The organism is Enterobacter sp. H2G27, assembly GCF_054403075.1.
This window is the reverse complement of the sequence record NZ_JBSVSI010000001.1, coordinates 2,129,935-2,143,139: the sequence shown is the minus strand read 5'-3', so window position 1 is coordinate 2,143,139 and position 13,205 is coordinate 2,129,935. Positions and strand designations below refer to the sequence as shown.

The 13,205-nt window shown below is 56.0% G+C and carries 12 protein-coding genes and 1 pseudogene; 10 read left to right on the top strand and 3 right to left on the bottom strand.

Annotated features, from left to right (window positions below; translation table 11 throughout):
- Positions 1-13 precede the first annotated feature (13 nt).
- The 8 genes and pseudogenes from ACW9E7_RS10145 to ACW9E7_RS10110 all read left to right on the top strand — a co-directional run bounded on the left by ACW9E7_RS10145 (position 14) and on the right by ACW9E7_RS10110 (position 7,624).
- Positions 14-2,277, top strand: a pseudogene (locus ACW9E7_RS10145) (NtaA/DmoA family FMN-dependent monooxygenase).
- Between the two features lie 9 nt (positions 2,278-2,286).
- Positions 2,287-2,796, top strand: coding sequence for a GNAT family N-acetyltransferase (locus tag ACW9E7_RS10140; protein ID WP_458727727.1), 510 nt, complete (start codon positions 2,287-2,289; stop codon positions 2,794-2,796).
- 9 nt (positions 2,797-2,805) lie between these two features.
- On the top strand, positions 2,806-3,732 hold the full coding sequence (locus tag ACW9E7_RS10135) for an amino acid ABC transporter permease (protein WP_458727726.1): 927 nt from the start codon (positions 2,806-2,808) through the stop codon (positions 3,730-3,732).
- Positions 3,716-4,489: an amino acid ABC transporter ATP-binding protein gene (locus ACW9E7_RS10130; protein ID WP_023311967.1), complete on the top strand. Its 774-nt coding sequence runs from the start codon at positions 3,716-3,718 to the stop codon at positions 4,487-4,489. The genes ACW9E7_RS10135 and ACW9E7_RS10130 overlap by 17 nt, the downstream gene beginning before the upstream one ends.
- Positions 4,490-4,498: 9 nt before the next feature.
- The gene (locus ACW9E7_RS10125) at positions 4,499-5,386 is read left to right on the top strand and encodes a transporter substrate-binding domain-containing protein (RefSeq protein ID WP_458727725.1); all 888 of its coding nucleotides are present in this window, start codon (positions 4,499-4,501) and stop codon (positions 5,384-5,386) included.
- A gap of 166 nt (positions 5,387-5,552) precedes the next feature.
- Positions 5,553-6,170, top strand: a complete 618-nt coding sequence (locus ACW9E7_RS10120; RefSeq protein ID WP_458727724.1) for a glutathione S-transferase family protein — start codon at positions 5,553-5,555, stop codon at positions 6,168-6,170.
- Between the two features lie 37 nt (positions 6,171-6,207).
- Positions 6,208-6,438, top strand: coding sequence for a tautomerase PptA (gene pptA / locus ACW9E7_RS10115; protein WP_458727723.1), 231 nt, complete (start codon positions 6,208-6,210; stop codon positions 6,436-6,438).
- A 184-nt stretch (positions 6,439-6,622) separates the two neighbouring features.
- Positions 6,623-7,624: a Kdo(2)-lipid IV(A) acyltransferase gene (locus tag ACW9E7_RS10110; protein ID WP_252093041.1), complete on the top strand. Its 1,002-nt coding sequence runs from the start codon at positions 6,623-6,625 to the stop codon at positions 7,622-7,624.
- Between the two features lie 44 nt (positions 7,625-7,668).
- On the opposite strand, the gene ACW9E7_RS10105 is transcribed toward ACW9E7_RS10110, so the two are convergent.
- Positions 7,669-9,354, bottom strand: a complete 1,686-nt coding sequence (locus tag ACW9E7_RS10105; protein WP_248174313.1) for an NAD-dependent malic enzyme — start codon at positions 9,352-9,354, stop codon at positions 7,669-7,671.
- 32 nt (positions 9,355-9,386) lie between these two features.
- Entirely contained in the window at positions 9,387-10,334 is a 948-nt protein-coding gene (locus ACW9E7_RS10100; RefSeq protein WP_115875230.1) for an AEC family transporter, read from the bottom strand.
- Between the two features lie 406 nt (positions 10,335-10,740).
- Here ACW9E7_RS10100 and ACW9E7_RS10095 point away from each other — a divergent pair, with 406 nt between their 5' ends.
- Positions 10,741-12,072, top strand: coding sequence for a 2-hydroxycarboxylate transporter family protein (locus tag ACW9E7_RS10095; protein WP_458727722.1), 1,332 nt, complete (start codon positions 10,741-10,743; stop codon positions 12,070-12,072).
- 121 nt (positions 12,073-12,193) lie between these two features.
- Positions 12,194-12,835 (top strand): ECs1377 family protein, encoded by a 642-nt coding sequence (locus ACW9E7_RS10090; protein WP_458727721.1) that lies wholly within the window; start codon positions 12,194-12,196, stop codon positions 12,833-12,835.
- Here ACW9E7_RS10090 and ACW9E7_RS10085 read toward each other — a convergent pair.
- Positions 12,828-13,127, bottom strand: a complete 300-nt coding sequence (locus ACW9E7_RS10085; protein ID WP_115875225.1) for a winged helix-turn-helix domain-containing protein — start codon at positions 13,125-13,127, stop codon at positions 12,828-12,830. The genes ACW9E7_RS10090 and ACW9E7_RS10085 overlap by 8 nt on opposite strands.
- Between the last annotated feature and the right edge of the window lie 78 nt (positions 13,128-13,205).

Below are 13,205 nucleotides of genomic sequence, written 5' to 3'. Positions count from 1 at the left end.
AGGAGAGGTAAATATGTCTGCAACCCGACAACTGCGGCTGGGCACCATTCTGCATGGTGCATCCGGAAATATGTCCGCGTGGCGCCATCCTGCGGCGATCGCCGACGCCAGTATTAATTTCGACTTCGTGAAAGCGACGGCGTTAAAGGCCGAGGAAGGGAAGCTCGATTTTCTCTTTGTGGCCGATGGTCTCTATATTAACGAGAAATCGATCCCTCATTTTCTGAATCGTTTTGAACCGTTAACCGTGCTTTCCGCACTGGCCAGCATCACCTCGCGCCTGGGACTGGTGGGAACCTTATCCACCTCCTACAGCGAGCCCTTCACCACGGCGCGCCAGTTTGCCAGCCTCGATCACCTCAGTAACGGCCGCGCGGGCTGGAACGTGGTGACCTCGCCGCTGGAAGGGTCGGCGAAGAACTTTTCCCGAGAAAAACACCCCGAACACGCGCTGCGCTACCGGATTGCGGATGAGTATCTCGACGTGGTGAAAGGGCTGTGGGATTCCTGGGAAGGCGACGCGTTTATCCGCAACAAAGAGAGCGGTCAATTTTTTGACCCGGCCAAACTGCATACGCTCGATCACCACGGTGACTTCTTCCAGGTCTCCGGTCCGCTGAATATTGGCCGCACGCCGCAGGGTCGCCCGATTGTCTTTCAGGCCGGGGCGTCGGACGACGGGAAAAAACTGGCGGCGAAACATGCCGACGCCATTTTCACCCACCACGAGACCTTCGACGAGGCAAAAGCCTTTTATCACGACGTAAAACAGCAGCTGGAAACAAACGGCCGCCGCGCCTCAGATTTACATATTTTCCAGGGCGTCAGCGTGATTGTGGGTAAAGACGCCGATGACGTGGAAAATCAGTACCAGACCACGGCGGCGCTGGTGTCGATTAACGACGCCCTCAATTACCTCGGACGCTATTTTGAACATCACGATTTCAGCCAGTATCCGCTCGACGAGCCGTTCCCGGATATCGGCGACTTAGGCAAAAACAGCTTCCGCAGCACCACCGATGAAATTAAGCGTAATGCCCGAGAGCGCAGCTTAACCCTGCGTCAGGTGGCTCTTGAAGCCGCTTCGCCTCGTCCACGCTTTTCCGGTACGCCGGAAGAGGTAGCCGATGGTCTGCAGGCCTGGTTCGAAGGCTATGCCGCAGACGGCTTCATCATTCAGGGCGGCACGCCGGACACCTTCCCGCGCTTTGTTGACCAGGTGGTACCTGTTCTGCAGGCCCGCGGCCTGTTCCGTACCGACTACCCGGGCACCACGCTGCGCGAAAGCCTTGGCTTAGACCAACCGAAAAACCAGTACACACAACAATAAAAGAGAACCCCGCTATGCAGAAATCATCGCTTGTTCTGGCGCTCGCGCTGGCTTTTACCCCTGCCGTCTGGGCAGAGAACGTCAATATTAACGGCACCGGCGTGAGCATTGAGGCCAATAAAACGCCGATTAATACCGCCAAAAACAATGATGCGGTGGCACAGCTGCCGAAAGACTATCGCTTTGCCGTGCCGGGGAAATTTACCGTGGCGGTGGCGGGCCTCAATCAGCCGCCGCTGACGGTTTTCTCCGACGACAACAAAACGCTGCTGGGAAGCGAGGTTGACGTCGCCCGTCTGGTCGCCGACAGCCTGGGGCTGGAGCTAAACGTGGTGCCAACCTCCTGGGAAGACTGGCCCCTGGGCGTGGCGTCCGGGAAATACGATGCGGCCATCAGCAACATCACCGTTACCAAAGAGCGTAAAGAGAAGTTTGATTTCGCCACCTACCGGAAGGACTCCCTCGGCTTTTATGTGAAATCCACCAGCCCGATTACGTCGCTGCAGAAGGCGGAAGACATTGCCGGGCTGCGGATTATCGTCGGCTCCGGCACCAACCAGGAGGCCATCCTGCTGGCATGGAATGCCGAAAACCTGAAGAAGGGGCTGAAGCCCTTTACCCCGATCTATACCAAAGACGATGCGGCCCAAACCCTGGCGCTGCAGTCCGGGCGCGCGGATGCCTACTTTGGTCCGAACGTGATTGGCGCATGGAAAGCGGCGCTGAACGGGAAAACCAAACTGGTAGGCAGCGTCGACGGCGGCTGGCCGAAGGCTGCGCACATCGCGGTCACGCTGAAGAAAGGCAGCGGGCTGGTTGAGCCGGTGCAAACCGCGCTGAACGGCGTCATCAAAAACGGCGATTACGACAAAGTGCTGAACCGCTGGGGTGAAGGGGTTGAGCGCATTCCTCAGTCAGAAGTGAACCCGGCAGGCCTGGGCGATTAAGGAGGCGTGATGAGCGAACGATTTCGTGATGTTTCACCGGAAGATGCCGAGCTTCAGCCCATTATCGAGGGGCTGTTCGGGGAATATGCGGCCCGCTACGGGGACTACTTCTCCAAAGATGCGGAAATTGAGCTCACCGAGTGGTATTTAGCGCCGCAGGGGCTGTTTATCGTGCTGGAGCGCGACGGGAAGATTATTGCCACCGGCGCGTACAAACCGTTCGACGAACGCACCGCAGAAATCAAACGCATCTGGACGGACAAAACCCTGCGTCAGCAGGGGCTTGCCGGGCGCGTGGTGCAGGAGCTTGAGCGCAGGGCGGTGCTGGCAGGGTACAGTCAGATCTACCTGACAACCGGCTTTCGCCAGCCGGAAGCGGTCAGGCTCTATCTCAGCCTGGGCTATCAGGCGCAGTTCGATCTGAACCGCGATCCGGAAGAGTACAGCCAGCCGCCGTTTGACGGTCGGCTGCGATTCACTAAAACGCTGGTACGCGAAGCGTTCAGTAAAACCGCATGAGGAACGACGATGAGCAACGTTGAAACCATTAAGGTGGTCCCGGCGCGTTATCCGCTGCGGGCCGTCGGCGCCGCGGTGGCGCTGTTTGTCCTGGCGGTCGTGATTCAGTCAGTCGCCTTTAACCCGCGCTGGGAGTGGGCGGTGTTCGCCCGCTGGTTCTTCGACCCGGTGATCCTCGAAGGCGTCGGGCAGACCCTGCTGCTGACGCTGATCGGTACCGCGCTGAGCGTGGTGTTTGGCGGCATGCTGGCCCTGGCGAGACTCTCTTCTTCCTGGCTGCTGAGCAGCCTGGCGTGGGCCTACATCTGGCTGTTTCGCTCGCTGCCGCTGATCGTCGTACTGATTATCCTGTACAACTTTTCCTATCTCTACGACACGCTCTCTCTCGGCGTGCCGTTTACCGGCATCACCTGGGGCAGCTTTGAAACTATCAACGTGCTGGGGCAGTTCTCTACCGCCGTGCTGGGGTTAACCCTGGTGCAGAGCGCCTATACCGCCGAGATCGTTCGCGGCGGATTCCTCGGGGTCGATCACGGGCAGTATGAGGCCGCCTCCGCGCTCGGCCTGCCGGCCTGGCGCCGCACGGTCCGCATTATTTTGCCTCAGGCGCTGCGCACTATTCTGCCGTCGGGCTTCAATGAAATCATCAGCCTCGCCAAGGGCACGGCGATGGTGTACGTCCTGGCGATGCCGGAACTGTTCTATACCATCCAGATGATCTACAACCGCACGCAGGAGGTGATCCCGCTGCTGATGGTCGGTGCCGCGTGGTACCTGGCGATCACCACCGTCCTGTCCGCTATCCAGTACGGTGTTGAACGCGCACTTGCCCGCAGCGAACGCCGCTCTGCGGTTAATCAGAACCGTGCCGCTCGTCGTACCCGTTCCGTCACCACCACGACAGCACAGGAGCCTATCCATGCAAGCCTCTCCTGAAGGACATATCTCGATTACCGGCGTCAGCAAGTATTTTGGACGCCATAAGGCGCTCGACAACGTTTCGCTTGAGATCCCGCCCGGTTCCGTGACGGTTATTCTCGGGCCGTCCGGGTCGGGCAAATCGACGCTGCTGCGCACCATTAACCACCTGGAGCGCGTCGACGAAGGCTTTATTCAGATTGACGGGGACTACATTGGCTACCGTCGTCAGGGCGACAAGCTCTACGAGCTGAAGGAGAAAGAGATCCTCAAGCAGCGCGTCAACGTGGGCTACGTTTTTCAGAACTTCAACCTCTTTCCGCACCTCACGGTGCTGGAAAACCTGATTGAGGCGCCCATCGCGCATAAAAAGCTCAGCAAAAAAGAGGCGGTGGAAAGGGCGTACAGCCTGCTGGACGTGGTCGGGCTGCGGGATAAAGCCGATGCCTGGTCCCGCCATCTCTCCGGCGGACAGCAGCAGCGCATTGCGATTGCCCGCGCGCTGGCGCTGCGTCCCCGCGTGATGCTGTTTGATGAGCCCACCTCGGCGCTGGATCCGGAGCTGGTGGGCGAAGTGCTGGACGTGATCAAAAAGCTGGCCCGGTCCGGCACCACGCTGGTGGTAGTGACCCACGAGATCGGCTTTGCCCGGGAGGTGGCGGATCAGGTGGTATTTATGGTCGACGGAAAAATTGTCGAGCAGGGCAGCAGTGACGAGGTGTTAAACCGTCCGTCACACGCGCGAACGCGCCAGTTCCTGTCAAAAGTGCTGTAAGGAGCGCAGATGAAATATGGACTTCTGGCAGGACTGCTTTTTACGGCGGCGAGCCACGCCAGCATCGATCTGAAAGCCAACGAGCAGCCGCTGCCGGTGACGGTGGATCGGCAGGCCGTGGCGAAGATCCCCGCCGGTTATAAATTCGTTGAGCCGGGTACGCTGACGGTCGCCGTCTCGATTCTGAACTCCCCGCCGCTGGCGCTGCTGGCCAGCGATAACCGCACGCGGATTGGCAGCGACCCGGATATCGCCCGCCTGCTGGCGGGCAGCCTGGGGCTGAAGCTGAAGCTGGTGCCGACGGCGTGGGAAGACTGGCCGCTGGGGATCGCTTCCGGGCGCTACGACGTGGCGCTGGTGAACATTGCGGTGACCGAACAGCGTAAAGAGAAGTTTGATTTTGCGACCTACCGCGTCGATTCGCTGGCGTTTTCGGTGAAATCGACCAGCGAGATTCAGTCAATCAAAAGCGCGGCAGATCTGGCCGGAAAAAGGGTGATTGTTGGCTCTGGCACCAATCAGGAGCGCATCCTGCTGGGCTGGAACGAAGAGAATAAAAAGGCGGGGCGGGCGCCCGCGCTGCCGGTCTATCTCCACGACGATGCCTCGGGCAATCTCTATATCCAGTCCGGCAGGGCAGATGTGTTCTTTGGCCCTCAGTCGGTTTCATCCTGGAAAGCCGCGCTCACCGGCAAAACCCGCGTCGTGGGGTTAGGGCCGAAGAAGGCGTTTGTTGCCACGACCACTAAAAAGGGCAATGAGCTGGTTTACGCGCTGCAGGCCGCGCTGGACGGCGCGATTAAGCGCGGAGAGTACCAGAAGGTGCTGGCTCGCTGGGGCGAGCAGGGCGAAGCGGTGGCGCAATCGGATGTCAACCCGCCTGGGATAACCTACTAAGGGTGCTCTATACCCAAAATAATTCGAGTTGCAGGAAGGCGGCAAGGGAACGAATTCCCGGGAGCGTACATAAGTACGTGACTGGGGTGAGTGAGTGCAGCCAACGCACCTGCAACTTGAAGTATGACGGGTATACACTTAGGGTTTTCATCCCTGAGGAGGCAACATGATTAAACTTTATGGCGTACCCGGCTGGGGCTCGGCGATCGGTGAAGTGATGCTGACCCTGGCTGATATCCCTTATCAATTTATCAACGTGGACGGGTTTGACCAGCCCGGTCCGCAGCGTGAATTGCTGCACAAGCTCAATCCGCTGTGCCAGGTGCCGACGCTGGAGCTGGAAAATGGTGCCATCATGACCGAAACGGCGGCGATTGCCCTGATGGTGCTCGACCGGTGTACCGATCTCGCCCCGCCCGTGGGGCAGGCTGAACGTCAGCAGTTTCAGCGTTTGCTCATCTGGTTCGTAGCCAACGTCTATCCCACGTTTACCTATGCAGACTATCCCGAACGCTGGGTGCCGGATGCGCCCGAACAGCTGCAGAAAAACTGCATCGAATACCGGAAGTCCCTCTATTTGTGGTTCGAAAGCCAGCTTAAGGCTACCCCGTTTGCGCTGGGGGAACGGCTGACGCTGCTCGATGTGTATATTGCGGTGGCGCGCACCTGGGGGCCCCGTCACTCCTGGTTTGCCGAAAATGCCCCTAAATTCACGGCGATTGCGGACGCCGTATGTCAGCTGCCGGAACTGCACAAGGTGTTAAAGGCAAACAAAATTATCTGATAACGTGGAACTCTCATTCACAACCGGAAGCCTGCACATGCCACACGTAGATATCAAATGTTTTCCCCGTGATTTGAACGACGAACAAAAAGCTGCACTGGCGGCAGATATTGCCGACGTGATTATTCGCCATTTCAACAGCAAAGACAGTTCCGTGTCGGTGGCGTTGAAGCAGATCGCGCCTGAAGACTGGAAGGCGCAGGTCTGGGATACCGAAATTGGACCGAAGCTGGAGGAGCTTATTAAGAAGCCCGGGTATACGATGTAAGATCTTCTGCCGGGGGGCGAATAAATCCTCCCCGGCTCGATTTCCCGTTTTTCGCAAAAATCGATAAAAATGCGTTTTGTCTTATCCGCTACAATTAACGTTTCTGACTGGCATATTATTCATCCTTAGGAAAGATCTTCAACAGAATCAATTAAGGACAGACACGTTAAAGGATAATTTTCTGATGACAAAATTACCCCGTTTTTCATTCGCCTTTCTTCATCCCCGTTACTGGCTAAGCTGGGCCGGCATTGCGGCACTGTGGCTCATCATGCTGCTCCCTTATCCGCTTCTGTTCAGAATCGGTTATGGCCTGGGTCGACTGGCGATGCGCCTGCTTCCGCGCCGCGTCGAGATTGCACGCCGCAACCTGGAGCTCTGTTTCCCGGAGATGAAAAAGGCGGAGAGAGAGTCATTGCTGCAGCGTAATTTTGAATCGGTAGGAATGGGGGTAATCGAAACCGGGATGGCGTGGTTCTGGCCTGCATGGCGAGTGCGGAAATGCTTTACCGTGACGGGTTATGAGCACATGGAGAAAGCCAGAGCGCAAGGAAAGGGCGTGGTGCTGGTGGGAATGCATTTTCTGACGCTTGAGCTGGGCGCGCGGATATTTGGCATGCTTAACCCCGGTATCGGGGTTTATCGTCCTAATAACAATGCTCTGCTGGACTGGCTTCAGACGCGCGGGCGCCTGCGCTCCAACAAAACCATGCTCGATCGCCATGATTTAAAGGGAATGATCCGTTCGCTGAAGCAGAATGAAATTTTGTGGTACGCCCCGGACCACGACTATGGCAAAACCAACAGCGTGTTTGTGCCGTTCTTCGCGGTGCCGGATGCCGCGACGACGGCGGGCAGCTATATGCTGGTCAAAAGCGCTAACCCTGCCGTCATACCCTTTGTGCCGCGGCGCAGGGCGAATGGCACCGGCTACGAGCTGATTATTCTGGAAGATATCAGTGAGGCGTTGCAGGGCGGCGATAAAGAAGCCGTGGCGACGCAGATGAACAAGGCAATTGAGCAGGCCGTACGCATGGCGCCTGAACAATATATGTGGCTGCACCGTCGCTTCAAAACGCGACCTGAAGGTGTACCTGACCGTTATGCTCGCCAGAAACAGGCGGCTACACGGGGTGATATTCTCTCCGCCAGCGAATTTTCTGACCGCTCAGGCGTACAGCACTAAACCCTCAGCAATGCCCTCACCCTGCGGTGAGGGCATGACCAGCGCTACAGCGCAGAACGGCGGTACGGCGCATAGTCTGCCTGCCACCAGGTCTTCTCAATGCGCGCCATCAGGGTTTCATCATCTAAAGACGGCGCCACGCCTTGTTCAATGGCGGCCCGGGCGACGGCGACGGCAATCTGGCGTGAAACCGTTTCAATCTGATCTACCGGCGGCAGCAGTCCGCCTCTTTCCGTGGTCACCAGTGGAGACTGTGCGGCCAGGCTGCGGCTTGCTGCCATCAGCATCTCTTCCGTCACCCGGCGCGCGTTGCAGGCCAGCACGCCAAGCCCCAGACCAGGGAAAATATAGGCGTTGTTACACTGGGCGATCTCGTAGTGCGTATTCTCCCAGAATACCGGAGCGAACGGGCTGCCGGTGGCCACCAGCGCGGCACCCTGTGTCCAGGCGATAAGATCCTGCGGCTGGGCTTCCGCCCGCGAGGTCGGGTTCGAGAGCGGCATGATGATGGGGCGCGGACAATGGCGATGCATCTCTTTGACGATCTCTTCGCTGAACAGCCCAGGCTGGCCTGAAACGCCGATCATCACCGTGGGATGCGCGTTCTTCACCACGTCCAGAAGGGAAATATTCTTCGCGTCCACCTGCCAGCTGCAAACGGCATCGCGCGCGGTAAGCAGGTTTTTCTGGAAATCGAGCAGGTTTGTCATGTCATCGGTCAGCAGGCCGAAGCGATCGACCATAAAGATCCGGCTGCGGGCTTCGGACTCGGTCAGGCCGTCGTCCACCATCAGCGCCACAATTTTTTCAGCGATCCCGCACCCGGCAGAGCCGCTGCCCAAAAAGACCACGCGCTGATCGCGAATGCGCGTACCCGCGGCATGGGCCGCAGCCATCAGCGTACCGGCGGTGACGGCTGCCGTGCCCTGGATGTCATCATTGAAACAGCACAGCTGGTTGCGGTAGCGCTGGAGAAGTCGCGTGGCGTTTTTCTGCGCAAAGTCTTCAAACTGCAGGAGAACGTTGGGCCAGCGCGCTTTAACGGTGCTGACAAACATATCCATAAACTCAGCGTACTGGTCGTCGCTGATGCGCGGGTGGCGCCAGCCCATGTACATCGGGTCGTCGAGGTGTTGCTGATTATTGGTGCCGACATCCAGCATAATCGGAAGGGTAGAGGCCGGGTGGATCCCTCCGCAGGCGGTATAAAGCGACAGCTTGCCAATTGGAATGCCCATCCCGCCGATACCCTGATCGCCAAGCCCTAAAATACGTTCCCCGTCCGTTACCACTATCACGCGAACGTCGTTACGCGAAAAGCTTTGCAGCATCTCATCAATACGATGGCGGTTAGGCCATGAAATAAACAGGCCGCGCGCGCGTCGATAAATCGTGGAGAAATGCTCGCAGGCTTCACCGACCGTCGGGGTATAGATAATCGGTAACGTCTCTTTCAGATGCGAACGCAAGAGGTTATAAAAGAGAGTTTCATTGGTGTCCTGAATATTTCGCAGGTAAACATGACGCGAAATATCGCTTTTAAAATGGCAGAACTGCACCCAGGCGCGCTCGGTTTGCTCTTCAATGGTTTCAACGTTATGCGGCAATAATCCATGCAGATTAAAATTATCACGCTCTTCTTTAATAAATGCGAGGCCTTTATTTAGTAGCGGGTTTTCCAGCAATACGGCACCGTTATAGGGGGTGTACAGAACTTCTTTCCGGGACATGGTTAACTCCTGAATTTTTTTAACAAAACAGATTAAGAGATTAAATAAATCATGATGCCTTCGGTCACGACCCCGATGGCCGTGCCAATTAATATGGAAGAGGATGCGGTATCAATATAGGTATCGCTGCGCAACGCAAACATCCCCGCCGCAATCGCGGAAGGTGTTGCGCCAATAATTACGACCTGCTGTAGTAAGGTATGGCTCAGGCCAAAGGCGAGCCCGGCGGCGGCCATCATTGCTGGCTGAATTAAGTTTTTAATACTGATATTGGTAAATGTCTGCACGTTCAGTTTTGGACGTTCGCCGTAAAACAGCAGGCCGAGGGCAAACAGGGACAGTCCGCCTGAAACTTTGCCAACCATCTCAATAGGCATGCTGAGAATAGCAGGGATTTGCACGCCGGCCAGGCTGAGCAATACGCCGGAGACCGGGATCCAGACGATAGGGTTGCGTGCCGCTTTGATGAGGTTTTGCACGATCATCGCGCCCGGATGCAGCGCCTCCAGGCCATCATGACCGCTTTTATCACCCATACGAATCAGGACGATAGTCAGGGGGATCATGATAACGCTGGTAATAATATTGCCGATCAGCACGCCGATAAATCCTTCCGGCCCAATCAATACCGCCAGAACCGGTGCGCCAAAGTAGGCCATATCAGGAAAGGCGCAAACCAGAGACTGAATGGCGCTGGTTTTGATATCGTGGCGAAAAACGTAGCGTGAAATAAATAAGGTCAGCAAATACGATCCCATTAAACCGACCACCAAAACGGCCATAAAGGTCAGGTTCTTAATTTTATTGGGATCGGTATGCAATGCACCAATAAAAAGATGAAAAGGAAGGGCGAAACGAATCACCACGGTTGCCATGACGTTTGCATCTTCACGCCGGGAATATCCCAACTTTCCACTTAGCCATCCAAGTAACATAATAAAGACGAGTGGAAACAGTGACTGTAATAGTAATGAAGGCATAGTATTTCCTGTAGGGTATTTTATGTGTTTTATTGCAGCGCTAATCTAGCGCTTAGAAAGCAGGGCAGGAGTGACAAGGGTCACACTCTCTCTGGTTTAATTAATTTCAAAAAGATTGCATTAGTTGAATAACTAATGCTTTCGTCAAATATTGATAAGGCGCAAGAAAGCGATGCTGGTCATCATAAATAACTTTAGTTACTTAATGATGAATTAAGTTATTTAAAGATAAAGGGCCGTATTGTTCACATTTCTCCCGGCAGGCTCGTGATAATTTCATATTGAGCCTGGTTTAAGAAAAGGCCATCTAAGTCATTATTTATATTTAAAAACATTTATTCGTATCAGGAATAGCTCCAGTTTATTCCTTTCTCTGTATATCCGAACACAATTTTCAGGTGATTATATGAAAGATAATCCTGTACCGACTTCTGAGCTGTCTACCTCGCGTTTCGCCTTTGGGCTCAGCAATACCGAGGTGGGCACGGTCCCGTTGATGCTGTTCGTCGGGATTGCCGCCATTGTGGCGACGTCCGCCTGGGCAGGGCTGCTGCCGAAAAATATGATAGGTGGACTCGCGGTCATCATGACCCTTGGTTTCGCGTTTGCCAAAGTGGGGCGTCAAATCCCGGTACTGAAAGATATCGGCGGCCCGGCGATCCTGTGCCTGATGGTCCCCTCCGTGCTGGTTTATTTTGGCGTATTCGGGAAACATACCCTTGAGACCGTGCATCTGCTGATGAAAGAGGCGAATCTGCTCTATTTCGTCATCGCCTGCCTGGTAGTCGGCAGCATTCTGGGGATGAATCGGGTGCTGCTGATCCAGGGGATGATGCGCATGTTTGTTCCGCTGGTGGCGGGAACATGCATGGCCGTGCTGAGCGGCCTCATTGTGGGCTCACTGTTTGGTTATACGCCTTACCACACCTTCTTCTTCATCATTGTGCCCATCATTGGCGGCGGGATCGGCGAGGGGATTTTGCCGCTGTCCCTGGCCTATTCGGCAATACTGGGGCAGACGCCTGACGTCTACGTTGCGCAGCTGGCACCCGCTGCGGTCGTTGGGAATATCTTCGCCATTATTTGTGCGGGCTCGCTGGCGCGACTCGGCGCGAAACGTCCTGCGCTTTCGGGAAATGGCATGCTCACGCGGAGTAAAGACGACGCCAGCCTGTTTGCCGGGGCGCAAAGCGCACAGCAGACGGATTTTCATCTGATGGGCGGCGGATTGCTGATGGTGTGCGCGTTTTTCATCGTCGGAGGCTTGTTTGAAAAACTGGTCCACATTCCCGGCCCGGTGCTGATGATCCTGATTGCCGTCCTGTGTAAATACTTCAGGGTGATCCCGGCCTCAATGGAGCAGGGTGCGCACAGCTGCTATAAATTCGTTTCGGCTGCGCTGGTCTGGCCGCTGATGATCGGCCTCGGGATGCTATACGTGCCGCTTGAAAGCGTGGTGTCGGTCTTCTCGGTGGGCTATGTAGTGGTATGCGGATCGGTGGTGATTGCGATGGCGCTGAGCGGCTACGTGATTGCGTCGCGTCTGAATATGTATCCGGTGGAAGCGGCGATTGTAACCTGCTGCCACAGTGGGCTGGGCGGTACGGGAGATGTGGCCATTCTGTCCGCCTCCAACCGCATGTCGCTCATGCCGTTCGCGCAGATTGCGACGCGTATCGGCGGTGCCTCGACGGTCATTTTCGCCACGCTGCTGATGGGCTGGGTTATGGCGCACTGATTCGAAACCTCAGGATACTGAATCGCAACGACATTTACAGCGTGTCGCTGCGGTTCAGTCCTTTATAAAACTCACCGCGCTGTATAGAATTACCGCAGCCACAGCGACGGGATACCACACGATGACCGGAAGAGTTGATTATCAGATTGAAAAATATCTCCTGACCGAAGCCGCCGAACCGGAGCGCCTGACGCGCCAGTGGGCGGAGGTGCTGGAGGAGTGTCGTGAGCAAAAGGCCGGTGCGGAGGATCGTCTGCGTCTCGCGCTGCTTAATGTGGATTATGTCACCAGCTTCGAGCTGCCGTTCAGGCTGCTCCTCACCCGCGCGCCCCAGCTGATTGACGCTGTCAGAAAAGAGCTTCAGCTCAGTCAGAAAAATGTTCTGTTTAACGGCAAGCGCTTTGGCTGCGTCTATAGCCTTAAAAGGGATCTGGACGGCATACCTGACGAGTTTACCTATCAGCTGAAGACGCGGATCCAGCGCAGTGACGCCACGGGCGCGACGGAAGCGTCTTACCGACAAATTGCCCAGCAGGTGAAAGCGCCAAAGGAACGCCTCAAGCTGGCGCTGGAAAACGGGCTGTCTGTGACCGCGCTCGACGGGCTTTTCTGGTTTGGCATTCAGCGTATCGCGGCCGATGTACAACGGCTACGCAAAACAGGGATGCGGATAGTGACGTCCAACGCCGAGGTGTTCGATACGCTGACCAAAACAACCCGGCAGGTCCCGGTCTATCGCCTGGAAGGGACTGAAATTACTTAACCTGCAGCAGGATCGCCATCAGTCCCGGAAAGCGGGTATCCAGATCGTCTCTTCGCAATGAAATCATGTTTTCGCGTCCCTGCGGACGCTGCCAGATGACTCCGCTGTCGCGCAGTACGCGCCAGTGATGGGTCATCGTGGACTTCACCACATCTTCCGGGCGCAGCGCGTTACAGCTGAGTTCGCTGCCATCTGCCAGCCGGCGAATTATCGCAAGCCGGAGCGGGTTGCCGAGGGCAAACAGCACATTTTCTAGCTGTATTTGTTCAGTTTCAGGGTGGTTTGGGATCATCGTTTTCCTGCGTATGGTGTCAGATTGAGCTATATCAACAATAGGTCAACCCTTAAAAAATAGTTCGATAATACTCGT